The 23,781-nt window shown below is 59.9% G+C and carries 24 protein-coding genes; 14 read left to right on the top strand and 10 right to left on the bottom strand.

From position 1 onward, the window contains the following. The first annotated feature begins 148 nt into the window (after positions 1 to 148). The 4 genes from moaC to AC1DXW_RS13905 all read left to right on the top strand — a co-directional run bounded on the left by moaC (position 149) and on the right by AC1DXW_RS13905 (position 2,415). Positions 149 to 622: a cyclic pyranopterin monophosphate synthase MoaC gene (gene moaC / locus AC1DXW_RS13920; protein ID WP_477756324.1), complete on the top strand. Its 474-nt coding sequence runs from the start codon at positions 149 to 151 to the stop codon at positions 620 to 622. After that, the gene (gene moaD, locus AC1DXW_RS13915) at positions 619 to 861 is read left to right on the top strand and encodes a molybdopterin converting factor subunit 1 (RefSeq protein ID WP_007989957.1); all 243 of its coding nucleotides are present in this window, start codon (positions 619 to 621) and stop codon (positions 859 to 861) included. The genes moaC and moaD overlap by 4 nt, the downstream gene beginning before the upstream one ends. 3 nt (positions 862 to 864) lie before the next feature. Continuing rightward, complete coding sequence (gene moaE / locus AC1DXW_RS13910; protein WP_477756323.1) at positions 865 to 1,317, top strand: molybdopterin synthase catalytic subunit MoaE; 453 nt, start codon at positions 865 to 867, stop codon at positions 1,315 to 1,317. Between the two features lie 321 nt (positions 1,318 to 1,638). Next, a complete protein-coding gene (locus AC1DXW_RS13905) occupies positions 1,639 to 2,415 on the top strand; it encodes an ABC transporter substrate-binding protein (protein WP_477756322.1) in 777 nt (258 codons plus the stop codon). A gap of 113 nt (positions 2,416 to 2,528) precedes the next feature. On the opposite strand, the gene AC1DXW_RS13900 is transcribed toward AC1DXW_RS13905, so the two are convergent. From AC1DXW_RS13900 to AC1DXW_RS13880, 5 genes are all read right to left on the bottom strand, one after another. Beyond that, a complete protein-coding gene (locus AC1DXW_RS13900) occupies positions 2,529 to 3,170 on the bottom strand; it encodes a helix-turn-helix transcriptional regulator (RefSeq protein WP_477756321.1) in 642 nt (213 codons plus the stop codon). Positions 3,171 to 3,278: 108 nt separating this feature from the next. Then, a complete protein-coding gene (locus AC1DXW_RS13895; RefSeq protein ID WP_477756320.1) occupies positions 3,279 to 4,406 on the bottom strand; it encodes an NAD(P)/FAD-dependent oxidoreductase in 1,128 nt (375 codons plus the stop codon). Between the two features lie 133 nt (positions 4,407 to 4,539). After that, a complete protein-coding gene (locus AC1DXW_RS13890) occupies positions 4,540 to 5,484 on the bottom strand; it encodes an ornithine cyclodeaminase family protein (protein WP_477756810.1) in 945 nt (314 codons plus the stop codon). Positions 5,485 to 5,621: 137 nt separating this feature from the next. Beyond that, the gene (gene rhlB / locus AC1DXW_RS13885) at positions 5,622 to 7,112 is read right to left on the bottom strand and encodes an ATP-dependent RNA helicase RhlB (RefSeq protein ID WP_477760095.1); all 1,491 of its coding nucleotides are present in this window, start codon (positions 7,110 to 7,112) and stop codon (positions 5,622 to 5,624) included. A 98-nt stretch (positions 7,113 to 7,210) separates the two neighbouring features. Beyond that, the gene (locus AC1DXW_RS13880) at positions 7,211 to 7,867 is read right to left on the bottom strand and encodes an alpha/beta hydrolase (protein ID WP_477754486.1); all 657 of its coding nucleotides are present in this window, start codon (positions 7,865 to 7,867) and stop codon (positions 7,211 to 7,213) included. A gap of 467 nt (positions 7,868 to 8,334) precedes the next feature. Between AC1DXW_RS13880 and AC1DXW_RS13875 the strand changes: the two genes are divergently transcribed. The 6 genes from AC1DXW_RS13875 to AC1DXW_RS13850 all read left to right on the top strand — a co-directional run bounded on the left by AC1DXW_RS13875 (position 8,335) and on the right by AC1DXW_RS13850 (position 14,705). After that, entirely contained in the window at positions 8,335 to 9,366 is a 1,032-nt protein-coding gene (locus AC1DXW_RS13875; protein ID WP_477754487.1) for an amino acid ABC transporter substrate-binding protein, read from the top strand. 65 nt (positions 9,367 to 9,431) lie between these two features. Next, a complete protein-coding gene (locus AC1DXW_RS13870; protein ID WP_477760094.1) occupies positions 9,432 to 10,613 on the top strand; it encodes an amino acid ABC transporter permease in 1,182 nt (393 codons plus the stop codon). Positions 10,614 to 10,623: 10 nt separating this feature from the next. Next, the gene (locus AC1DXW_RS13865; protein ID WP_477754489.1) at positions 10,624 to 11,721 is read left to right on the top strand and encodes an amino acid ABC transporter permease; all 1,098 of its coding nucleotides are present in this window, start codon (positions 10,624 to 10,626) and stop codon (positions 11,719 to 11,721) included. A 30-nt stretch (positions 11,722 to 11,751) separates the two neighbouring features. Next, positions 11,752 to 12,516, top strand: a complete 765-nt coding sequence (locus AC1DXW_RS13860; protein ID WP_223459875.1) for an amino acid ABC transporter ATP-binding protein — start codon at positions 11,752 to 11,754, stop codon at positions 12,514 to 12,516. A gap of 235 nt (positions 12,517 to 12,751) precedes the next feature. Then, a complete protein-coding gene (locus AC1DXW_RS13855; RefSeq protein WP_477754490.1) occupies positions 12,752 to 13,411 on the top strand; it encodes a FadR/GntR family transcriptional regulator in 660 nt (219 codons plus the stop codon). Further along, entirely contained in the window at positions 13,401 to 14,705 is a 1,305-nt protein-coding gene (locus AC1DXW_RS13850; RefSeq protein ID WP_477754491.1) for a CynX/NimT family MFS transporter, read from the top strand. The genes AC1DXW_RS13855 and AC1DXW_RS13850 overlap by 11 nt, the downstream gene beginning before the upstream one ends. A gap of 13 nt (positions 14,706 to 14,718) precedes the next feature. On the opposite strand, the gene AC1DXW_RS13845 is transcribed toward AC1DXW_RS13850, so the two are convergent. From AC1DXW_RS13845 to AC1DXW_RS13825, 5 genes are all read right to left on the bottom strand, one after another. Further along, complete coding sequence (locus AC1DXW_RS13845; protein WP_477754492.1) at positions 14,719 to 15,369, bottom strand: DUF1120 domain-containing protein; 651 nt, start codon at positions 15,367 to 15,369, stop codon at positions 14,719 to 14,721. An 82-nt stretch (positions 15,370 to 15,451) separates the two neighbouring features. Then, positions 15,452 to 16,066, bottom strand: a complete 615-nt coding sequence (locus AC1DXW_RS13840; protein ID WP_477754493.1) for a DUF1120 domain-containing protein — start codon at positions 16,064 to 16,066, stop codon at positions 15,452 to 15,454. An 86-nt stretch (positions 16,067 to 16,152) separates the two neighbouring features. Beyond that, a complete protein-coding gene (locus AC1DXW_RS13835) occupies positions 16,153 to 17,295 on the bottom strand; it encodes a DUF1120 domain-containing protein (protein WP_477754494.1) in 1,143 nt (380 codons plus the stop codon). A 10-nt stretch (positions 17,296 to 17,305) separates the two neighbouring features. After that, positions 17,306 to 19,789 carry a fimbria/pilus outer membrane usher protein gene (locus AC1DXW_RS13830; protein WP_477754495.1) on the bottom strand — a complete coding sequence of 828 codons (2,484 nt, stop codon included), beginning with the start codon at positions 19,787 to 19,789 and terminating at the stop codon, positions 17,306 to 17,308. Positions 19,790 to 19,929: 140 nt separating this feature from the next. Then, positions 19,930 to 20,658: a fimbria/pilus chaperone family protein gene (locus tag AC1DXW_RS13825; RefSeq protein ID WP_477754496.1), complete on the bottom strand. Its 729-nt coding sequence runs from the start codon at positions 20,656 to 20,658 to the stop codon at positions 19,930 to 19,932. A 473-nt stretch (positions 20,659 to 21,131) separates the two neighbouring features. On the opposite strand from AC1DXW_RS13825, the gene AC1DXW_RS13820 reads away from it, so the two are divergent. From AC1DXW_RS13820 to AC1DXW_RS13805, 4 genes are all read left to right on the top strand, one after another. After that, positions 21,132 to 21,758 carry a response regulator gene (locus tag AC1DXW_RS13820; protein WP_477754497.1) on the top strand — a complete coding sequence of 209 codons (627 nt, stop codon included), beginning with the start codon at positions 21,132 to 21,134 and terminating at the stop codon, positions 21,756 to 21,758. Positions 21,759 to 21,878: 120 nt separating this feature from the next. Beyond that, positions 21,879 to 22,349: a nuclear transport factor 2 family protein gene (locus tag AC1DXW_RS13815; protein WP_477754498.1), complete on the top strand. Its 471-nt coding sequence runs from the start codon at positions 21,879 to 21,881 to the stop codon at positions 22,347 to 22,349. A 40-nt stretch (positions 22,350 to 22,389) separates the two neighbouring features. Continuing rightward, positions 22,390 to 22,710: a GIY-YIG nuclease family protein gene (locus AC1DXW_RS13810; protein WP_477754499.1), complete on the top strand. Its 321-nt coding sequence runs from the start codon at positions 22,390 to 22,392 to the stop codon at positions 22,708 to 22,710. 88 nt (positions 22,711 to 22,798) lie between these two features. Then, entirely contained in the window at positions 22,799 to 23,734 is a 936-nt protein-coding gene (locus AC1DXW_RS13805; RefSeq protein WP_477754500.1) for a glutathione S-transferase family protein, read from the top strand. Positions 23,735 to 23,781: the final 47 nt, after the last annotated feature.

The following is a 23,781-nucleotide window of genomic DNA, read 5'->3' as shown; positions in this document are numbered from 1 at the left end:
CGCGATGGTGTGTCAGTCGACACAGCGGTGCCTGACACACCATCGCGAGCAAGCTCGCTCCTACAGGGGCTGCGACAAGCCGACAATCGTGCGTGCGGAAATCTGACCTGCAGGTTTACAATCGATGCTCCTGATCAGGAGTAATCCCGTGCTGACACATCTCGATTCCCAAGGTCGCGCCAACATGGTCGACGTCACTGAAAAAGCTGTGACGTTCCGTGAGGCGACCGCCCAAGCGCTGGTGCGCATGCTGCCCGAAACCCTGCAGATGATCGTCAGCGGCGGCCACCCCAAGGGTGATGTGTTTGCCGTGGCGCGCATTGCCGGCATTCAGGCAGCGAAAAAAACCAGCGATCTGATTCCCCTGTGCCATCCGCTGATGCTGACCGGCGTCAAGGTCGAGCTCAGTGCCGAAGGCGACGATTCGGTGCGCATCGTGGCGCGCTGCAAGCTGTCCGGGCAGACCGGCGTCGAGATGGAGGCGCTGACCGCTGCCAGTGTCGCCGCGCTGACCATCTACGACATGTGCAAGGCCGTGGACCGCGGCATGATCATCGAAAGCGTGCGTCTGCTGGAGAAGGTCGGCGGCAAGAGCGGTCATTTCCAGGCGGAGCAATCATGAACGTTACCGTGAAGTTTTTCGCTCGTTATCGTGAAGCGCTGGGGTTGGACTCGGTGAAGGTTCAAGGCGATTTCGCCACCGTTGACGACGTCCGCGCACTGTTGGCCCAGCGAGACGGTGCCGAGGTATTGAGCGAGCAAAACCTGATGTGCGCCCGCAACGAAGACCTGTGCCAGCTCGACGAACCGGTCAGCGAGGGCGATGAAGTGGCGTTCTTCCCGACTGTGACCGGAGGCTGAACCATGGCGATTCGCGTGCAGTCCACGCCGTTCGACCCGGGTGCCGAGGTCAACGCCATGCACGATGCCAATGTCGGCGTGGGTGCGGTGGTGAGTTTTGTCGGCTATGTGCGCGACTTCAATGACGGCCTCGACGTTGCCGGGATGTTCCTCGAGCACTACCCGGGCATGACCGAAAAAGCCCTCGGCAAGATAGCCACCGAGGCCGAACAGCGCTGGCCGCTGCTCAAGCTGGAAGTGTTGCACCGCATCGGCGCCCTGGAGCCGGGCGAGCCGATTGTCTTCGTCGGCGCGGCCAGCGCCCATCGTCAGGCGGCATTCGACGCCTGCGCCTTTGTCATGGATTACCTGAAAACCCGTGCGCCGTTCTGGAAGAAAGAAAACACCAGTGACGGACCGCGTTGGGTCGAGGGGCGTGACAGTGATCATGCGGCGGCGGATCGCTGGAAGCAGTAGTTTCTGCGGCGTTCTTGAGTCAGTCATCGTCGGAACGCCGCCCGGAGCAGGCTCGCTCCCACAGGGTTCTGTGTCGTACACAAAATTTGTGTTTAACCAGATCTACTGTGGGAGCGAGCTTGCTCGCGATGGCGTCATCGGCACCACTAAAAATCTTGCTGATCCACCACCCGACAATCGGCCGGTTCGGTCTGTATTTGCCTGATTGACGGATAATACATAAAAGTCCAGTATGGAATTATAAGTACAAAAAAAGGTTTCCACCCGTTTCAGCTTTTTCTTCTGTCTTGCCAAACCAACAACAACCGCGAGAAAACGAACATGAAGAAGTTCCCCCTCATCACCGGTCTGGCCCTTAGCCTGTTGGCGTGCAGCTCTGTGTTCGCCGCCGAGAAAACCCTGCGCATCGGTATTGAAGCGGCGTATCCACCGTTCGCCTCGAAAACCGACAAAGGCGAAATCGTCGGTTTCGACTATGACATCGGCAATGCCCTGTGCGCACAGATGAAGGCCAAGTGTGTGTGGGTCGAAGGTGAGTTCGACGGTCTGATTCCTTCCCTGAAGGTGAAGAAAATCGACATGGCGCTGTCGTCCATGACCATCAACGAAGACCGCAAGAAGTCGGTGGATTTCACCCACAAGTACTATTTCACTTCGTCGCGCCTGGTGATGAAGGATGGCGCGGTGGTGGATGACCAATACGCCAGCCTCAAGGGCAAGACCGTCGGTGTGCAGCGCGCCACCACCACCGACCGTTATGCCACCGAGGTGTTCGAGCCCAAGGGCATCAACGTCAAGCGCTACAGCAACAACGAAGAAATCTACATGGACCTGGCCGCCGGTCGCCTCGACGCGATTTTTGCCGACACCATTCCGCTCAATGACTTCCTGTCGATGCCGCGTGGCAAGGGTTATGCCTTTGTCGGGCCGGAGTTGAAAGATCCGAAGTATGTGGGCGAGGGGGCCGGGATTGCCGTGCGCAAGGGCAATATCGAACTGGTCAGCGAGCTGAATACGGCCATTGATGGCATTCGCAGCAGTGGTGAGTACCAGAAGATTTCCGAGAAGTATTTCAAGTCGGACATTTACGGCGACTGATAGTCCGCTATCGCGAGCAAGCTCGCTCCCACAATGTTCCTGTGTTCGCAGGTCTAATGTGGGAGCGAGCTTGCTCGCGATGAGGCCCGCACAGTCAGTGCAAATCTCAGGGCCTAGCCCTTCAATTCCTTCAAATGCTTGTACACCGTCGCCCGGCCCATGTTCAGTACATTGGCCACGTAGTTCGATGCGCTTTTGCCCTTGAACGCACCTTCGGCGTGCAACGCCAGTACCAGTTCACGCTTGTGGTCGCGGGTCAGCAGATTCAGGCTCAGCTGGCGTTCACGCAGCCAGGCGTGGAGGAAGGTGTTGATCCGCTCCTGCCAGTCATCGCGGAACAGTGAATCCGGTTGCGGGATCAGCTTGGTCGGCGACAGGAACAGGTCCAAAGCAGCCTTGGCATTTTCGAACAACGAAATGTTCAGGTTGATGCACAGCACCGCCAGCGGACGACCTTCGCTGTCCCGTAGCACCGTGCTGAGGCTGCGAATCTTCTGACCATCCCAGTTGAGCTTTTCGTAAGGCCCGATGTTTCGCTCGCTGACATCGTCGCTGAGCATGTCTTCCAGCGCCGAGTCGTCGCCGATTTCCCGCTTGGACAGGTTGTTGGCGATGTAGTCGACCTTTTGCGTACGCAGGTCGTGCAGCACCACTTCAGCATGGGGAAAGAACAGTGTGGCGATGGCATCGGCGATCGCCCGGAAGTTATCCAGCGACGCAGTGTTCGGGGCCGAGTCTTTTTCGGGGGCGTTCATACGGTGGAACTCCAGGCAGCGTCAGCGCCCCATCAAAGGGGCTCTGAAAGTGTGCCGTAATCGTGTGGGCGCGTCACCTGAGGATCAGGATCAGGATCAGGATCAGGATCAGCCGAGACGGGCAGGGGAGAGCATTTCGGCATTCAGGCCGAAACGGCCAAGTGACTCGGGCAGCGCTGCACCGCGCACCAGTGCCGCGCTGGCCTGGCCCATGGCTGGCGATGTCTGGATGCCATAACCGCCCTGTGCCGCGACCCAGAACAGCCCCGGTACCTGTGGATCGAAGCCGGACAGCAAGTCGCCGTCGCTGACGAAGCTGCGCAGGCCGGCCCAGGTGCGAGTCGGGCGGCGAATGGTCAGGGTCGTGGCCTCCTCGATCTGGTAGATGCCCATGGCGATGTCCAGCTCTTCGGGCTGTACGTCGTGGGGTTCGACCGGGTCGGCGTTGGCCGGCGAGCCGAGGAACATCCCGGCGTCGGGTTTCATGTAGAAGGATTCGTCGAGGCTGACCAGCATCGGCCAATGGTGGATGTCCACGCCTTCGGGGCCGGCGAAGATGAACGCGGCACGGCGTTTGGGTTGCAGGCCCAGCGGCTTGGCGCCAGCCAGTTCACCGATTTTGTCGGCCCAGGCGCCGGCGGCGTTGATGATGATCGGTGCGCTGAACGTCTGGCTGCCGGTCTGGACGTGCCATGTACCCTGGCCGTCGCGGCTCAGGCTGACGACTTCGCTATCGGTATGCACGTCACCCTGGTTGCGGCGGATACCGCGCAAATAGCCCTGGTGCAGGGCGTCGGTGTCGATGTCGCTGGCGGTCGGGTCGTAGATGGCGCCGTGGACCTTTTCCCGGCGCAGGATCGGCACCAGCGCGCAGGCCTCGTCGACGCCGAGCAATTGCATCTCTGGCACCGTGGTTTTTGCGCTCTGGTATTGCCTGTTCAGTTCGTCCGGGTCACCGGTCAAGTCCACGGTCATTTCGCCACGCGGGGTCAGCAGCGGGTGTTCGCAGAAACCGCTGGGCGGGTTGTCGAAAAAGTCCCGGCTGGCCAAGGTCAACGCCCGCACTTGCGGGGTGCCGTAGGCCGCGGTGTACAGCGCCGCCGAACGACCGGTGGAGTGATAGGCCGGATGGGATTCGCGTTCGAGCACGATCACGCGGCCGTGCTGCGACAGCCAGAAACCCGTGGAAGCACCGGCAATCCCGCCGCCGATGATGATGAAATCTGCCTGGCTCATGAACGTCTCCTGATAACGCGCGATGCCAATGGTTCGGTACCCTTGTAGGAGCGAGCTTGCTCGCGATGGTGGATCAGGCACCACTGTGTCGACTGACACACCATCGCGAGCAAGCTCGCTCCTACAGGGGGGGTTAGTGCTGCAGGCGATAGATCGCATTGGCCAGCGCAATGTCTTCCAGGCCCAGGCCGATGGAGCGGAAGAACACATGGCGGTCGTAGCCGGGACGCTGGACTTTCTCGCTTAGCAGGTCAGGCAGGTCGCCGACAATCGCACTCCTGTCCCAGCCGTGTTGTTCGGCGGCGATCAGCATTTCACCGGCCGAGCCCGGGGTGGTCAGGCGATAGTCGCAGAACACCTGCATGTTGTTGAGGCTTTGCGGCGGCACTTCGTGGGCACGCGGCGCGTTGGTGCTGATGGAGGTGATCAGCGCCGGTTTGCGCAGGCTTGACGGATCGATCACCGGACCGGCGGACGAGGTGCAGAGCATGATCACGTCGGCGTCCTGAACGGCAGCTTCGCGACTGTCGACGATGTTCAGGCGTGGCTCGATGTTTTTCAGCAGGCTCACGGTTTCGGCGTCTTCGCTCACGCTCGGCGAGTACAGGCAGATGCTCTGCCAGTCGCGCAGGCCTTTCACGTAATGCAGGTGCGCCTGGGCCACTTTGCCGCTGCCGATGATGGCCAGGCGATTGGCTGTGAGTGGCGCGAGGGCGTCGACCGCCACGGCGGTGGTGGCCGCAGTGCGCGCGGTGGTCAGTTCTCCGGCATCGCACAGCAACAACGGCTGGCCGGTCTGCATCGACATCAACAGCGTCCACGCTGTCACCAGCGGCCCCTGTTCACGGACGATGTACGGCGATGTCTTGATCCCGTACACGCCGTCTTCGGCCAACACGCCCAGGTAATTGATGAAGTCGCCGGCGCCCTGGGGAAATTCCACCAGTTGCTGCGCCGGTTGCACGGCTTGCCCGGCGGCCAGGTCGCGGAACAGTTTGCGCAGGATCTGCGGCACATCGACTCGCGCCAGATACTCGCGGGCCTGGGCTTGGGTAATCACTTGGGGCGTGCTGGACATGGTCGGCTCCGGGACTTGAAGTAAACTAATTTGTCCATTATGGACTTTTAGTTGTAGCGAGCAAGCTCCTGTTGAAAAAAGCCGGGCGAAAAAAAAGCGCAGTCCGTTTCCGGCTGCGCCTGTTTCTGCAACGTCACTCAGTGCGGACGTTTGCGCTCAACCGCCCGCAACAGGTGGGTCGGTGGCGTTTCACAGCTGATCTTGCGCCCCAGCAGTTCTTCGATGGACGGTAGCTGGTAGGAGTCGTCTTCACCGGCAAAGCTGATGGATACACCGTCGGCACCGGCACGCCCGGTACGACCGATGCGGTGCACGTAGTCGTCCGGCACTTCCGGAAGGGTGAAGTTGATCACGTGGCTGATGCCGTCGATGTGGATGCCGCGGCCGGCCACGTCCGTGGCGACCAGTACGCGGATCTTGCCTTCGCGGAAGCCTTCCAGGGTTTTTATGCGCTTGTGCTGCGGCACGTCGCCGGACAGTTGCGCGGCGTTGATGCCATCGCGCACCAGGCGTTCCTCGATGCGTCGCACTTCATCCTTGCGGTTGGCGAACACGATCACCCGCTCCCAACCATTGTCGTTGACCAGGTTGTAGAGCAGTTTGTATTTGTCGGCACCGGCCACCGCGTAGATGTGCTGCTCGACGTTTTCGCTGGCCACGTTCTGCGCTTCGATCTCGACGATCGACGGGTCGGTGGTCCATTGCTTGGCCAGGTTCATCACGTCTTCGGTGAAGGTCGCGGAGAACAGCAGCGTCTGACGCTCGGACTTCGGTGGCGTCTGGCGAATGATCTGGCGCACTTGCGGGATGAAGCCCATGTCGAGCATGCGGTCGGCTTCGTCCAGCACCATCACTTCGACCATGTCCAGATGCACGTCGCCGCGCTGGTTGAAGTCCAGCAGACGGCCCGGTGTGGCCACGAGGATGTCGCAGTGGCGGGCTTCGAGGTGCTTGAGTTGCTTGTCGAAGTCCATGCCACCGACGAACGTCATGACGTTGAGGCCGGTGTACTTGGTCAGGTCGGCGGCGTCCTTGGCGATCTGCACCACCAGTTCGCGGGTCGGTGCGATGATCAGCGCCCGCGGCTCACCCATGTAGCGCTCTTTCGGCGGCGGGGTTTGCAGCAGCTGGGTGATGATCGAGATCAGGAACGCAGCGGTTTTGCCGGTACCGGTCTGGGCGCGGCCGATGGCGTCTTTGCCCGCGAGGGTGAAGCCCAGCACTTGGGCCTGGATCGGCGTGCAATACGGGAAGCCCAGGTCCTGGATGGCGTGCATCAGCTCGGGGGCGAGTTTGAAATCGTGGAAGCGGGTTTTGCCTTCCTGGGGCTCGACAACGAAGTCTTCGAGTTTCCATGGGATGACCGGCGCCTTGGGCTTGGGTTCGCGGCGCGGTTTGGCGGGTTTCGGCGTTTCGCTGAGCGGCTGCTCCGGGGCTGTTGTCGCCGCAGGCTGGGCAGATATTGCGGTCTTCGGCTCATGCTTGGGTGCCGCGGTGGTGGCGGCCCGTTCAGACTGATTACCGTCGGTGCGGTGGCCGGGAGCGTGAGACGCAGGGCTGGGAACTGGCGCGAGTTGCTCAGTCTCGCTTTTACCGAACATTTTCTTGAGTGCTTTGAGCACGGTCATCTCATCAATTGATTAAGGAATGTACGCCGGCCAGTGTAATGCAAGAAACGGGCGCGGCGTAGGGGGATGGATCAAAGGGCGCTTTTAATCCTGAACGCTCAGCGCAAGCGCTCGGCGAGCCAGATGCCGATGTCGCGAATTTCTTCGGGTAACACTTCGTGACCCATTGGGTATTCCTGCCATGTCACGGTGACACCACGCAGCTTCAAATGCTCATAGGCGCTGCGTCCCATCGAGTTTTGCACCACGTCGTCATACTGGCCGTGCATCGTCAGCACCGGAATGCGCTGCTGGCTGGCGGACAACTCCAGTTCATCGCTGAAGGTCGGTGCATAAGTAGAAAGGGCAACTACGCCACCCAGTGGTCCCTGCCACTTCAGAAACGCGGTGTGGAATACCACGGCACCGCCCTGGGAAAAACCTGCCAGGAAAATCCGCGAGGCGTCTATTCCGCAGGCTCGCTGCGCCTCAATCAATTCGATGATCCAGTTGGCAGACTCTTCAAGTTGTTCGCGATTGATCGCGCGCGCCGGGCTCATGGCCAATATGTCGTACCAGCTCGGCATCTCGTAACCGCCATTGATGGTCACGGCGCGGCTCGGTGCCTGGGGCAAAACGAAGCGGGTGCTCAGCAGGCTTTCCTGTAGCGCTTCGGCCACCGGCAGGAAGTCATAGCGGTCGGCGCCCAGGCCATGCAGCCAGATGACGCAGGCGTCTGCGGTCTTGACGGGTTCAAGAATCAAGGGGTTGGTCATGGCTGCTCCAATGTTGTGCGTGCGCGCTCATCAAGTGCGTGATCCAAGTGCGCGTCAGGTTGATCCGTTAAGAAGATGTCGCAAGGGTACAAGTTTTGCTATTGACCTGCAGTTGAAGCGCTTTGGCAGGCGGTGTGGTACGGGCTTTGCTATGGAGAAACGGTGCAACACATCTCGCGCCCGGCGGTAACACTATCAGTGTACTGCCGACTGTGGGATAGCAATGAATCCGGTGATGGATGTTCGCCAAGGGCCGGTACGGGGCTTCGCGAACGTGAAAGGGCTACAGCCCGTTCGGCCGACTGGTGAGAGTGAGTTTTCCATGACGTGGATTTTCTCCTAATAGACTCATAGCTAACGTCTTACGTCGGTTGACCCCAAAAAAAGCCAACACGGGTCGACTACGCCTCAAAAGGGTGCGACTGGACTCACGCTCCGACACAACAAGAGCAAAACTGGAGGTTTGAATGAAGATGTTGAAATCCACCCTGGCTATCGTGACTGCAGCCGCGGTACTCGGTGTCAGCGGGTTTGCCCAGGCGGGCGCAACCCTGGATGCAGTGATGAAGAAAGGTTTCGTGCAGTGTGGCGTCAGCGATGGCTTGCCAGGCTTCTCGGTTCCGGATTCCACCGGCAAGATCGTGGGTATCGATGCGGACTACTGCCGCGCAGTAGCGGCGGCTGTCTTCGGCGACGCGACCAAGGTCAAGTTCAGCCAGTTGAACGCCAAGGAGCGCTTCACCGCGCTGCAATCCGGCGAAATCGACATCCTGTCGCGCAACACCACCATGACCAGCTCCCGTGACGCGGGCATGGGCCTGAAATTCCCGGGCTTCATCACCTACTACGATGGCATCGGCTTCCTGGTAAACAACAAGCTGGGCGTCAAGAGCGCCAAGGAACTGGACGGTGCAACCATCTGCATCCAGGCCGGTACCACCACCGAACTGAACGTTTCCGACTACTTCCGCGGCAACGGCCTGAAATACACCCCGATCACGTTCGACACCTCCGACGAAAGCGCCAAGTCGCTGGAATCCGGTCGTTGCGACGTACTGACCTCCGACAAATCCCAGTTGTTCGCCCAGCGCAGCAAGCTGGCTTCGCCGAAGGACTATGTGGTTCTGCCGGAAACCATTTCCAAGGAACCTCTGGGCCCAGTCGTGCGTAATGGCGACGACGAGTGGCTGGCCATCGTGCGCTGGACTGGCTACGCCATGCTCAACGCTGAAGAGGCCGGCATCACTTCGAAGAACGTCGAAGCCGAAGCCAAGGGCACCAAGAACCCGGACGTTGCCCGTCTGCTGGGTACCGACGGTGAATACGGCAAAGACCTGAAAGTGAAGAAAGACTGGGTCGTGCAGATCGTCAAGCAAGTGGGTAACTACGGCGAAGTGTTCGAGAAAAACCTCGGCAAGGGCACTCCGCTGGAAATCGACCGCGGGCTGAACGCTCTGTGGAACGCTGGCGGCATTCAATACGCACCACCAGTGCGCTGATGGTTCTATCACCCGGTGGGCCAACCACCGGGTGATGTTCTGTTCCATTATTTGCGGGGCACTTCATGCAAAATTCAATCGGCGCACCAAAGCAGAGGCTCAGCCTCAGCGATCCGAAAGTGCGTGCGTGGCTATTTCAGATCATCACCATTGTCGCGGTGGTCTCGATGGGCTGGTATCTGTTCGATAACACCCAGACCAACCTTCAGCACCGGGGCATCACCTCCGGTTTCGACTTTCTGGAGCGTAGTGCCGGATTCGGCATCGCTCAACACCTGATCGACTACAGCGAATCGGACACCTATGCCCGAGTGTTTGTCATCGGCCTGCTCAACACGCTGCTGGTGACCTTCATCGGCGTGATCCTGGCGACGATCCTCGGGTTCATCGTCGGCGTGTCACGGCTGTCGAAGAACTGGATCATCAGCAAGGTAGCGACGGTGTATGTGGAAGTCTTCCGCAATATTCCGCCACTGCTGCAAATCCTGTTCTGGTACTTCGCGGTGTTCCTGACTATGCCGGGGCCGCGCAACAGCCATAACTTCGGCGACACCTTTTTCGTCAGTAGCCGCGGCCTGAACATGCCGGCCGCCCTGATGGCGGACGGGTTCTGGCCGTTTGTGGCGAGCATTGTGGTGGCCATCGTCGCCATCGTGCTGATGAGCCGCTGGGCGACCAAGCGCTTCGAAGCCACCGGTGTGCCGTTCCACAAGTTCTGGGTGGGCCTGGCGATGTTTCTGGTGATCCCTGCGCTGTGCGCGCTGATCTTCGGCGCGCCACTGCACTGGGAAATGCCGAAACTGCAAGGCTTCAACTTCATCGGTGGCTGGGTGCTGATCCCGGAACTGCTGGCGCTGACCCTGGCCCTGACCGTGTATACCGCGGCGTTTATCGCCGAGATCGTGCGTTCGGGCATCAAGTCGGTCAGCCATGGCCAGACCGAGGCGGCGCATTCCCTCGGCCTGCGCAATGGTCCGACCCTGCGCAAGGTGATCATCCCGCAAGCCCTGCGCGTGATCATTCCACCGCTGACCAGCCAGTACCTGAACCTGGCGAAGAACTCCTCGCTGGCGGCCGGTATCGGTTATCCGGAAATGGTCTCGCTGTTCGCCGGGACCGTGCTGAACCAGACCGGGCAGGCGATCGAGGTGATTGCCATCACCATGAGCGTGTACCTGGCGATCAGTATCAGCATTTCCCTGCTGATGAACTGGTACAACAAGCGCATTGCGCTGATCGAGCGGTAAGGAAAAGCGCATGAGCACTCATACTTTCAAACCTGACATGCCGCCACCGAGCAAAGTCTTCGGGCCGGTGGCGTGGATGCGCGCGAACATGTTCTCCAGCTGGCTCAATACCCTGCTGACCCTGTTTGCGTTCTACCTGATCTACCTGGTGGTGCCGCCGATCCTGCACTGGGCCATCCTCGATGCCAACTGGGTGGGCACCACCCGCGCCGACTGCACCAAGGAAGGCGCCTGCTGGGTGTTCATCCAGCAGCGTTTCGGCCAGTTCATGTACGGCTACTACCCGACAGACCTGCGCTGGCGCGTGGACCTGACGGTGTGGCTGGCAATCGTCGGCGTGGCGCCGTTGTTCATCTCGCGCTTTCACCATAAAGCGGTGTACGGGCTGGGCTTCCTGGTGCTGTACCCGATCTTTGCCTACTTCCTGCTGAATGGCGGCATTTTTGGCCTGACCAGCGTGGCGACCAGCCAATGGGGCGGCCTGATGCTGACCCTGGTGATCGCCACCGTCGGCATCGCCGGTGCGCTGCCGCTGGGGATTGTCCTGGCCCTCGGTCGTCGTTCGAACATGCCGGCGATTCGCGTGGTCTGCGTGACCTTCATCGAGTTCTGGCGCGGCGTGCCGTTGATCACGGTGCTGTTCATGTCCTCGGTGATGCTGCCGTTGTTCCTGCCTGAAGGCATGAACTTCGACAAACTGCTGCGGGCGCTGATCGGCGTGATCCTGTTCCAGTCGGCCTACGTGGCCGAGGTGGTGCGCGGTGGTCTGCAAGCGATTCCCAAGGGGCAGTACGAAGCGGCTGCGGCGATGGGGCTGGGCTACTGGCGCAGCATGGGCCTGGTGATTCTGCCGCAAGCCCTGAAGCTGGTGATCCCCGGCATCGTCAACACCTTCATTGCGCTGTTCAAGGACACTAGCCTGGTGATCATCATCGGCCTGTTCGACCTGCTCAACAGCGTCAAGCAAGCCGCCGCCGATCCGAAATGGCTGGGCATGGCCACTGAAGGCTATGTGTTCGCCGCCCTGGTGTTCTGGATTTTCTGTTTTGGTATGTCGCGCTATTCCATGCATCTGGAACGCAAGCTCGACACTGGCCACAAGCGCTGAAGCGCCGTACCTAATTTAGGAAGTTCTCCAATGAGCGAAGCAATCAAAAAGCCTGTGAGCCCTGAAGGCATTATTCAGATGCAGGGCGTGAACAAGTGGTACGGCCAGTTCCACGTGCTCAAAGATATCAACCTCAACGTCAAGCAGGGCGAACGTATCGTGCTGTGCGGCCCGTCGGGCTCCGGCAAGTCCACCACGATCCGCTGCCTCAACCGTCTGGAAGAGCACCAGCAGGGCCGCATCGTGGTCGATGGCGTAGAGCTGACCAACGACCTCAAGCAGATCGAGGCGATCCGCCGTGAAGTCGGCATGGTGTTCCAGCACTTCAACCTGTTCCCGCACCTGACCATTTTGCAGAACTGCACCCTGGCGCCGATGTGGGTGCGCAAGATGCCCAAGCGCAAGGCCGAGGAAATTGCCATGCACTACCTGGAACGCGTACGCATTCCGGAGCAGGCGCATAAATTCCCGGGGCAACTGTCCGGTGGTCAGCAGCAGCGTGTGGCGATCGCCCGCGCGCTGTGCATGAAGCCGAAAATCATGCTGTTCGACGAACCGACCTCGGCACTCGACCCGGAGATGGTGAAAGAGGTACTGGACACCATGATCGGCCTGGCCGAAGACGGCATGACCATGCTCTGCGTGACCCACGAAATGGGCTTCGCCCGCACCGTGGCCAACCGCGTGATCTTCATGGACAAGGGCGAAATCGTCGAGCAGGCGGCGCCGAACGACTTCTTCGACAAGCCGCAGAATGAACGGACCAAGCTGTTCCTGAGCCAGATCCTGCATTGATCGAACCCAGGCACTGAAATAAACCCGGACTGAGTTCCGGGTTTATTTTTGTCTGCGTTTTTGTGTCCATCCATGTAGGAGCTGCCGCAGGCTGCGATCTTTTGATTTTGTTTTTAAAACGCGAAGATCAAGAGATCGCAGCCTGCGGCAGCTCCTACGGGGGGTTGTGTGGGTAGCTTAACCTGACTAACATGTCAGAAAATTCATCCTATGATTGGATGAGAGGGCGAATTCCATGTCTGAAATCTCTCCATTGGTAAAACGATCCCTGGTCGATCAGGCCCTCGACCAACTGCGCCTGCGTATCAACCAAGGCGTTTGGGTAGTGGGCCAGCGCTTGCCCACCGAGCCTGAGTTGTCCGCCGAGCTGGGCATCAGCCGCAACACCGTGCGCGAAGCCATGCGTGTGTTGGCGTTTTCCGGGTTGATCGAGATCCGTCAGGGCGATGGTAGTTACCTGCGGGCGGTGGTCGATCCGCTGGACACGCTCAAGGCGTTGTCCCGTTGTTCGCTTGAACAGGCTCGCGAGACCCGGCACATCCTTGAAGTCGAGGCCGTCGGCCTGGCAGCCGTGCGCCGCACCAATGAAGACCTGGTTGCATTGCGCGAGGCGCTGGGTGTCAGCGGTAGCCACTACCACGGCGATCTCGACACCTACATCGCCTGCGATCTGGTGTTTCACCGCCGCTTGGTGGACGCCGCGCATAACCCGACCCTCAGCGAGTTGTACCGCTATTTCTCCAGCATCGTCGGCGCGCAGTTGCGCCAGACCCTGAGCGTCGTCCCGCGCCGCCAGGAAGTGTTCGACCTGCACATCGAGTTGCTCGATGCCGTCGAACAACGCGACCCGGAACGGGCTAAAGCCCTGTCGAGGCAGTTGATCAATGAACCTTGAAACCGAGAAGTCCATGCACCGCAGTGATTTATCCGCAGCCTCAAAACGCTCGGCAGAGCTGGAAGAGCTGCTGATCGATGCCGAGGCCGATGACGAACAGGTCCAGCAAACCCACCCGGTTCTGCGCCGGCCGTGGCTGTTGCTGCTGGGGCTGATTCTGGTGGCGCTGAACCTGCGCCCGGCGCTGTCGAGCATGGCGCCGATGCTCAGCGAAGTGTCGAAGTCCCTCGGCTTGTCGGCATCTGCTGCGGGATTGCTGACCACGTTGCCGGTGCTTTGTCTTGGCCTGTTTGCGCCCTTGGCACCCGTGCTGGCGCGGCGATTTGGTGCGGAGCGGGTGGTGCTGGGCATTCTTCTGACTCTGGCGGGCGGGATCATCCTGCGCAGTTCTTTTGGCGAGATGGGATTGTTTGCCGGCAGCGTGCTCGCCGGTGCCAGCATCGGCGTGATCGGGGTGTTGCTGCCGGGCATCGTCAAACGCGACTTCCCGAAACAGGCCGGGACCATGACCGGCGTCTACACCATGGCCCTGTGTCTGGGCGCGGCGATGGCGGCGGGTGCGACCGTGCCGCTCAGTGAGCATTTCGACAAGAGCTGGGCGCTGGGGCTCGGCTTCTGGGTCATCCCGGCATTGGCCGCCGCGCTGTTCTGGTTGCCGCAAGTCGGCCAGAAACACGGCGCGCACAACGTCGCCTATCGCGTTCGGGGATTGCTGCGCGACCCGCTGGCCTGGCAAGTGACCTTGTACATGGGCCTGCAATCGTCCCTGGCCTACATCGTGTTCGGCTGGTTGCCGTCGATCCTGATCGGGCGCGGGCTGACCCCGACCCAGGCTGGGCTGGTGCTGTCGGGTTCGGTGATCGTGCAACTGGTCAGCTCTCTCGCCGCGCCATGGCTGGCAACGCGCGGCAAGGATCAGCGGCTGGCGATTGTGATCGTGATGGCGCTGACCCTCGCTGGTCTGTTCGGTTGTCTGTATGCGCCGATCGAAGGCTTGTGGGGTTGGGCGATCGTGCTGGGGCTGGGGCAGGGTGCCACGTTCAGCCTGGCATTGACCCTGATTGTGTTGCGCTCGCGGGACTCCCATGTGGCGGCGAACCTGTCGAGCATGGCCCAGGGCTTCGGTTACACCCTGGCGTCCATGGGGCCGTTCGCGGTCGGTATCGTGCATGACTGGACCGGCGGCTGGACGGCCGTGGGCTGGATTTTTGGCGTCATTGGCCTCGGTGCGATCATCGCCGGGCTCGGTGCCGGGCGGGCGCTGTATGTGCAGGTCAGCAGTGAGAAAATTTAATCGCGACGCACACCTATAAATAGACAACCTCCAGGGTCGCGGAGCCGTCGAGTGTTGCATCGTCACTCAAGTCCAGTGTTGAGGTGGGGGCAATGACCGTGACGATCGTGACCTGACTGCTCAGGTTCTGAATCGCGACAGGGCCTGCGGTGCTGCCTGCCACATGGGTGAAGCCCAGATAGCTTTTTGCGGCAATCGGTATGGGGCTCGACCTGGATGAACTCCACGCCCGCCCTCCAGTGGTGGAGTCGGTTCGATAGACTTCAGGCCAAGCGTCCACTACGGTGCTGGCGGGATCGAAGTGCAACGAAAACAGCCCAATCCTGTTGTCGCTGCGGTCGAAATTCAGGCCGTAATAGATCTCACTGTTGACGATGGCCGAGCCTTCCCGGTTGTCCCGCATGATCAACGCGAAACGGGCCGCAGCGTTGCAACTGATGTTGAGGTCAAGGAATTGATCACGCAGTTGCGTCCTTTTGTCTACGTTCAGGTCCTGCCGGGATATTTTTCCGTAGTCGACAAGACCGTTATTGGAAAAGAACGGGGTGCAGGCGACTGGAGTGATTGTGCCGTTGACAGTCATATCGGCGGTAGATGCGGCCAGGGCGCAAGTCGTCGTGCTCAGCAACAGCGCTGCGGTCAGGGCTGTAGGGATACGTTTCATCGGTAAATTCCTTTTTGAGAAGAAGGTATAGGTACTGAACCGCCCGTTCATACAGGCAGCGAACGGTTCAGCGCCTTGGTCCTTAGAGGTATTTCACTTCGAACGTCGCGGAGCCATCAATGGTGACTTCGTCGTTCAGGGTCAGCGAGTCGGTGCGGGCAATGTAGGTGTCGACCTCAAAATCAAAGGTGACATCTTTTGCATCAATCGGTGCGTTGCCGCCAGTAGCGGCAACGGACAAGAGATATCCCGCTTGAGCATCAGTTGCTTTCTCCCAGGTTGATCCGCCGTCGTCTGATTTGATTGCATCCAGCGAAGTTGCCCCGTCTTTGACTTGCATGACTTTGGGGAAAAAGTAGCCCAACGGTTCGTTGGCGGGGGTCAGACCGAGGCCAAACCAATCACCCGAAGATGTGCCGTCTTTATTGTCAATTGGATTCAGTGCGAACTTGGCTGAAGCATCACAGGATACGACCAGTTGAATTGGATGTTTCCCAACCAGTGTATTGCTTTCTTTATTAAGGTCTCCTGACGAGATCTTGCCGAGATCAATGACACCGCCGCCGGAGAAGGTCGGCGTGCAAGCGACAGGTGTGATGATGCCTGTAACCGTCAGGTCAGTGCTCGACGCTGCGAGCGCAAAAGGCGCGGCACTGATCAGTGCTGTTGTGGTGAGTGCTGCGAAGTACTTTTTCATGGATGAAACTTCCTTACTACTGTTGTTGACCTTGAATGGCCCGGGGCGCGTGATTGCACCTTGGCTTCAACAAGGCAGGGTGAGTGTTACGGGTAAAGCATTTCGATCGTCGCTGAGCCGTCGAGGTGAACGGCGGTGCTCAGGTCCAGACTGGCGGTGGGGGCAATGACGGCATCGACTGTCACCGTGGTTGTGAGGTTCTGGATCGAGGCGGCCCCTGCGGTGCTGGCGGCGCTGTCGGTAAAGCCCAGGTAGCTTTTCCGGGCGATCGGTATGGGGTTCGAACTGGAGGTGCTCCAGGCCACGCCCTGGGTGGTGGAGTCGGTTCGATACACGCGGGCAAAGCTGTCCGCGCTGGCGTTGGCGGGATCGACATTCAGTGAGTACAGGCCGATCTTGTTGCTGCGGTTATCCAGTCCCAGCCCGTAGTAAATCTCGCTGTTGACCGTCGCCGTGCCTGAGCGGTTGTCATGCATGACCAGGGCAAATTGTGTCGGAGCGTCGCAGCCAACTCGCAGGGTTAAATCCTTGGGTGGCAATCGGGTGTTCCTGTCAGGGTTCAGGTCGTTTTTTGATAACCGGCCGAAATCCACCAGGCCGCCATTGGACAGTTCCACGTTGCACGCGGCGGGCGCGAAACTGGCGCGCAGGGTTATCTCCCTTGAGCGTCCCGTAGCGACCGCATCGAACAGGCCGGTGGTTTCCCAGACAACGGCGTCACGCACCTGCAACGCTTTTTCCTGCGCCCAGGCTGTCAGTTCCAGTTGCGCCGACAGACTTTGCCCTTGCACCGCCACACCGCCCCGAACCGGAACGATGGCTTGCTGCGGTCGCCAAAGCAGACTCGAAGCGGCGGCTTCGGGTACCTGGCCAACGGCGGAAATCAGGCCCAGGTCCACCGGTTGCCCATCGAGCACAGCGTCACTCATGCGCACGGCATAGCTGCCGTGTTCGGCAAAGTGAAAGCGCTCTGCGGTCGCGGCCATGGCGCGGTAGAACAGAGTCATGTCGGTGGGTTGTGGGCAGCTCAGGTTCAGACTCAGGCGGCGCTCGCCCAGGGTTCGCTCTGCGGAGCCATTGGCGCGTATAGCCCTATTCGTCAAACCGTAATCGAGTACCGGCTGACTCAGGGCGAGCTGGCATTCATCGGTGAGCGCCCAGGCCTGTGGCGCAAGTCCGCTCAACATCAAGGTGCCGAGTGTTAACAGCAAAGGGTGGGACAGCTTCATAGAATCATCCTTAAAGAGTCCGGCACTGGGCGGCAGCGGTCTCGTAATACACCTGGGTATTGGCCTTGGCCGGCAGTTCGAAACGCAGTTCGCAGCGCTCAAGCCCCGGTGCGGTTATCCACAGGTCGCGGGTGTCCAGGACGTTGGGCAGAAACACCAGGCCGCCTTCTTGAGCGAGCGTGACGAACTCTCCGTTTGCGGTGCTAACCGTCGCGCCACGGGGCAGGGGGGCACCGTTGTCGGTGGTGACTTTGAGCAAGGCACGGCGGGTCAACGTGACACCGAATTCAACCTTGTCGACGGCGCCGCGCCCGGCCCAAACCACGGCCAGTCCGTTGTTGATATCGAGGTTGCGCGGCAGCGAGCGGGTGTCGACTTCTACCGGGCTGCGACCATAGGCGCTCACTTGAGGAACCACGGCCTGGCCCTGCCAATCGGTCCAGACCGGACCGCTGGGGGTCGAGACTTTGATGGCGCTCGTATCGCCCACCGAAAGCAGCGCGAAGGTGTCCCGCACGGCATATGGCGATAACGTCAAACCGTCGCCGTGCAACACGGCGCCGCCACGCGCGCCAATCTGGTAACTGGAGTGTTCGGCATCGGAGCGGGTGTAGCTCAAATCCAATTGGCTGTAGCGCGGCAGCAGGGAAACCCCCGCCGAGGACTGCACTTGTTTGTCTCGTGTGTCGTGCTCAACACCGACCCGGTAACTCAACTGATCGTTGACCTGTTCGTTCAAGCCGACACCGCTGCGGTATTCGCCTGCGGAGCTGCGTACCCAAGTGCGCGCCCGACGATTTTCACCCAGCGGAATACTGAAACTCAGGTAAACGCTGTCGTCACTGCGTTGGGTGCCATTGACTTGCCATTGTGCCGTGGCCGACACCGACACGCCGCCGATCTGGGTGCCCCAGGACGCCAGCGCGCGGCTGCTGTTCTGTCCGTCGAATGTCGTTGAACGATTGAAGCCGCTGCTGAACGCGCCAAGCCCTGGGTATGACCAGGCCAGCGACAGGCTTTGCCGATCACGGTAACGCGACTGGCTACGTTCCGACTGAGTGTCGAACACGGCCTCGGACAGTTCGCGATAACCGACGGTCCGGTGCGAAGTTCCGGCATTGATCGACCACTGCTCACCCAGGCGTTGCGAAATATTCAGGTCGGCCTGAAGCCCTCTGTCGGCTTCGCGGGTGCTGGTGTCGGCCGCTTGCAGGGTGGTCTGGATCTGTGTGCCGGGCCCCGTCAGCAGGCCAAGACCTGCGCCCGCTGCACGGTAGTCGGCGGTCCCCGTGGCGCCGGCGCTGAGCAGGGCATACGGGTTGAGTGCTCCGCTCCAGCCGCCGCTGATCACCCATGGGTCGCCGCTCTGTGCCACGCCGAGACTGCGTACCTGGCCTGCGGCCAACGAAAAACCGGGTGCCGGCAGGCCAACGCCGAGCATGGCGACGGGAACTGTGAAGCGTTGCTCGCTGCCATCCGCTTCCTTGACGGTGACTTCAACATCGGAGCGACTGTCGAGCCGACGCACGTTACTCAGGGAAAACGGCCCGGCCGGCACCACGGTCGAGTGGATCAGCGAACCGTTCTGGCGAATTTCGACCTGAGCCTGGCTGCGGGCAATCCCTTCGATGGGATTGCTTTGGCTGTCGACCTGGAGCGCCTGCTCGGTCATGACCTGGACACCGGTGATCTGCGCGCCGGCCAGTACCGGGTTGTAGAGATTGACCTGGCCCGCTTGAAGCACCGTCTCATGGCTGGCAAAGGTGCGCTGGGCGTAAGCCGCCAGGTGAGTGGTACGGGACACATCGTTCTGCCAGGTCTGCACCTGACGACTGCGCACAATCCAGTCGCCGGCATTGAAACCGGCTTCGGTATTGGCCGAGATGTAACGGTTCGATTGACTGCCGTATTGGCTGTGAAGGCTGTTGACGTCGTAGTTGAGTAACCCGGCGACGCCGCCGGTTTGATAACCCGAGATATCCCGGACCGTCGGACGTATCGCCTGGGTGGGCACGATCAATGACAGGCCGAGGTTGGCCGGGTCTTGTTCGATTCGGGTTTGCGACCAGGTGGCGAGGACATCGAAACAGCCTTTGTCGTTGGCCGGGGTGGGGGGCACAGTCAGGTTTGCCGCATCGAGCAGGGCACGGTCAAAGCACAAGTCGCCTTCGCGGTTGAACGTGACGTCCACCCGGCCACGGCGCATACCATTGACCATGAGGGTGATCGGATGTCGGCCGGCGGTGAAGTTCGGAGCGGCCAGCAGCAGGGTTGCAAGGCCTGGGTCGATACCGCGTTGTGTCAGCATCTTCTGGTCGAACGAAGTCTGCAACGAAGCGTCATTGAGATCTTCGGCATAGGCGTCGGTCCCCATCACTACATTGCTTAGCAGCAACACCATGCCGGTACGAAGTCGCGACAGATGAGGGAGTTTGCGGATCGCCCGAATCGCAGGCATGGCTTCGCCATCACGGTATTTCAATACGGTGTTCATGAGGTTCACTTGGGGTTTGCCTGTGTGCTGGCCTATTCCGCTACGGCTTCAGACCTGCATGTAGCGACGGAAAAACAGGCCGTCACCTTGAAGTATTGGCGCCAGCTATTCCCTGAACGGCGCTATCGGTGGTGTCAGTTTCAGGGGGCGAGCAGCGCGTCATAGGGAGGCACGGCAAAGCCATAGACGGTCGCGGGATGAATTCGAACCTGGGTGGCAGCCTTTACGGGGACCGGAACGCTGATGTGGTCTCCAGGCAGTACGTAGGTTCGCGGTAGCATTGCACCGCTCCCGGAAGGCAACAGTTGCACTTCCTGAGCCAGACGTACGACATAAGGTGTTTCGTTGCGTACGGTCAGTTGACCATCCTGCAGCGACCATTTCAGGTCGGTCCATGGTGTGCGGTTGGGCGCCAGGCCTGCGGGGTGAAGGATGACCGGCAGGTTCTGGCGCACCGTCACGCCGACACGGGCATGCCCGGCTTCGGGAGCAGATTTGCCTTGTGGGATGCCTTCAAAAATCACCCGCTTCAAACGCTGGGTGAGCAGGGGCTTTTCTGATTGCAGGATGAAGCGCACCAACTGCGTCCCGGAGGCTTCAACGCGTGCCAAGGGGGGCGTCACGAACACCAAAGGCTCGGTGTCTTCGGGAATGTCTTCGAGGGTGACGTGCAGCAGCGCCAGGCTGCTATCGGTATTGGTTACAGAGACAGCGGTTTCCCCGTTGGCTTCATTGACGATGACCACTGAAGTATCGGGCACCATGCCGTCGGCGTGGACCTGTGCGGTCCATAACAGAGCGCAGGCACCGATACCCGTATGGGTCAAACGGCGCACTTGCTTCAACAATATTGTCTTGATGTCTCTCATTGAAATTCCCGGATAAAAGACCGTTGGCATGGCTCGCGATACAGGTAGCGCAGGGATTGCGTGAGTAAGAATGCAGCGCGCAGGGTCATTGGCGTCTTGTTCACGTATTCGATAGTCAGGCAGAGAGTGAGCGCAGTTCTTTACGGCTACGGCCGGACTGCTTGGCAGGCGACAATTTATCGAGCAGGCGGAGCGGGAGGAATGCAACTAGTACGAAAAGAGAGGGGGGTATGTATGAAAGGGTGTTGCGGACTACGTAACGTTTTCTAACGAGGAATCCTTTGGTTGTAATCCTCATGCGTAGTCTTCAGCGCGCTGCAATGTAGGAACCATCTGTTTGTTAGATGGGCAAAGAGTCAGCTCATTGAATACATTGAGGGGGCGACGTTAGAGGTTTTTTCGGGGCGTTGTGGAATGGGTAAGAACGGCGCTATTTTCCGCGCCTTCGCGCCACAAGCAGGAGGTATCCCACAATGCGAGTCGTTATTGCTGACGACCATTCCGTCGTTCGTGTCGGGCTGCGCATACTCATCAACGCCAGTCGACGATGTGTGATCGTCGGTGAGGCCGACAGTGTCGACAGCCTGATGAATCTGCTTTCAAGCACGCCCTGCGACCTGCTGATCACGGATTTCTCCATGCCGGGGGGGCAGCAGGCCGATGGCTTGAAAATGTTGAGTACGATTCAGCGCCGTTACCCGGCCTTGCCGATCATTCTGGTGACGATGTTTACCAGTGTGGCGACAGCAAGGGCTGCGTTGGCTCAAGGGGTGATGGCCGTCGTCGCCAAAACCGCATCGGCGACTGAGTTGCCCCTGGCAATCAATGCGGTGCAGGCAGGGCGCCGCTACCTCAGCGAGTCCCTGCGCACACTGCTGGCCAACACCTGCAATCAACTGCACGAATCGCCACTGTCAGCCAAGGAGCACGAAGTGGTTCGAATGCTCGCCAGTGGCATGACCGTCAGCGAAATCGCCATTCATTTCAATCGCAGCGTGTCGACCATCAGTAAACAAAAGAACATGGCCATGCACCGGCTGGGTATTTCCACGGATGTTGATCTTTTTTCCTACGCCCGGGACAACGGAATGTCGTACTGAAATGACAGGAATAATCATCGCGTTATTTTCGTCATGAATGCCGATAGTGTTCGATGCATTTGCAGACTATCGTGCAGGCAATCTTTCGAAGCCATTATGCAAATCCTGGGGAACCCGCAAATGAGTGAAGCCCATAGCGTCTTGATCACCCGTTTCTACCAGGCTTTCCAGCGCCTGGATGCCGAAGCCATGGCTGCCTGCTACACCGATGATGTGGTGTTCAGCGACCCGGCGTTCGGCGAGCTTCGCGGTCGCGATGCCGGTGACATGTGGCGCATGCTGACCACTCGGGCCAAGGATTTTTCCCTGACCTTCGATCATGTTCACGCCGATGAGCGCACCGGTGGTGCCCATTGGGTCGCGACCTATCTGTTCAGCCAGACCGGCAACACCGTGGTCAACGATATCCAGGCGCGTTTCGTCTTTCGTGATGGCAAGATCTGCGAGCATCATGACCGTTTTGATCTGTGGGCCTGGTCGCGTCAGGCGCTGGGTTTCAAAGGTCTGTTGCTGGGCTGGACGCCACTGGTGCGCAACGCCGTTCGCACCCAGGCATTGAAGGGGCTGAAGGCATTCCAGGCCAGTCGCTGATAAGATTGCGGCCTGTTTTCCCTCAAGCCCGGATCGTTACGTGACCACCCTCAGCGAAAGCCCTGTCGACGCCGACACCTGCGCGGGCAAAACCTGGTTCGTCTACCTCGTTCGCGCGGCCAACGGTTCGCTCTATTGTGGGATCAGCGATGATCCCCTGCGTCGCTTCGCCAAGCATCAAAGCGGCAAGGGCGCACGGTTCTTTCTTTCCAGCCCTGCCATGGCCCTGGTCTACACCGAACGCTGTCGCGACAAAAGCGATGCGTTGCGTCAGGAACGGCTGATCAAAAAACTCAAGAAGAGTGCCAAGGAATGCCTGGTGGCGAACGCAGCGAACGCCGCCTCTGGCTTATCACTCTGAATGATCAGTTCCCATCAGGCAGATCTGTAGGCTGCCAGGTGATTGCGCGCTAAGCTGCGGATTCCTGATCCTTGCGGCGGAGCCGAGCATGTCCGAGTTGATTCTGCATCATTACCCGACGTCCCCCTTTGCCGAGAAGGCCCGCCTGCTGCTGGGCTTCAAGGGCTTGTCCTGGCGCTCGGTGAAGATCTCGCCAGTGATGCCCAAACCGGATCTCACGGCGCTGACCGGTGGCTACCGCAAGACACCGGTGTTGCAGGTCGGTGCAGATATCTATTGCGACACGGCATTGATTGCCGGGCGACTGGAACAGGAAAAAGCCTTGCCGGCGTTCTTCCCTGAGGGTCAAGAAATGATCACCGCGTCATTTGCAGCCTGGGCCGACTCAGTGGTGTTCCAGCATGCGGTCAGCCTGGTGTTCCAGCCGGAATCGATAGCGGTGCGCTTTGGCAATTTGTCGCCGGAAGCGATCAAGGCGTTTATCGCCGACCGCGCCGGTTTGTTCAGTGGTGGCAGCGCGACCAGGTTGTCCGCCGAGCAGGCCAAACACCAGTGGCCAACGATCATGTCTCGCCTGGAGCAACAGTTGCAGCGCGAAGAAGGCGATTACCTGTTTGGCGAACCGTCGATTGCCGACTTCGCCCTGGCTCATTCACTGTGGTTTCTCAAGGCGACGTCGGTCACGGCACCCTTGGTCGATGCTTATCCGGCGGTTGCCGCCTGGCATGCGAGGGTTTTGGGCTTCGGTCATGGTGCGTCCAGCGAGATGAGCTCCGAGGAGGCTCTGGCAGTGGCGCGCGCGTCCACGCCAGCGGCATTGCCGGATGAGCAGTTCGTCGATCCCAATGGATTCAAGGCGGGGCAGCAGGTAGTGATTGCAGCCACGGACTATGGCGTTGATCCGGTGGCGGGGGAGTTGTTGTTTGCCGGCCGCGAAGAGCTGATTGTACAGCGCGAGGACGAGCGTGGCGGTGTGGTGCATGTGCACTTCCCGCGGTTTGGTTTCCGTATCGAAGCAATCTGAAGATCCCTTGTAGGAGCGAGCTTGCTCCGGGCGGCGTTCCGACGATG

The organism is Pseudomonas sp. P4_C4, from assembly GCF_056402055.1.
Note: the sequence above shows the minus strand (reverse complement) of the source record. Positions and strands in the feature narration are given on the sequence as shown.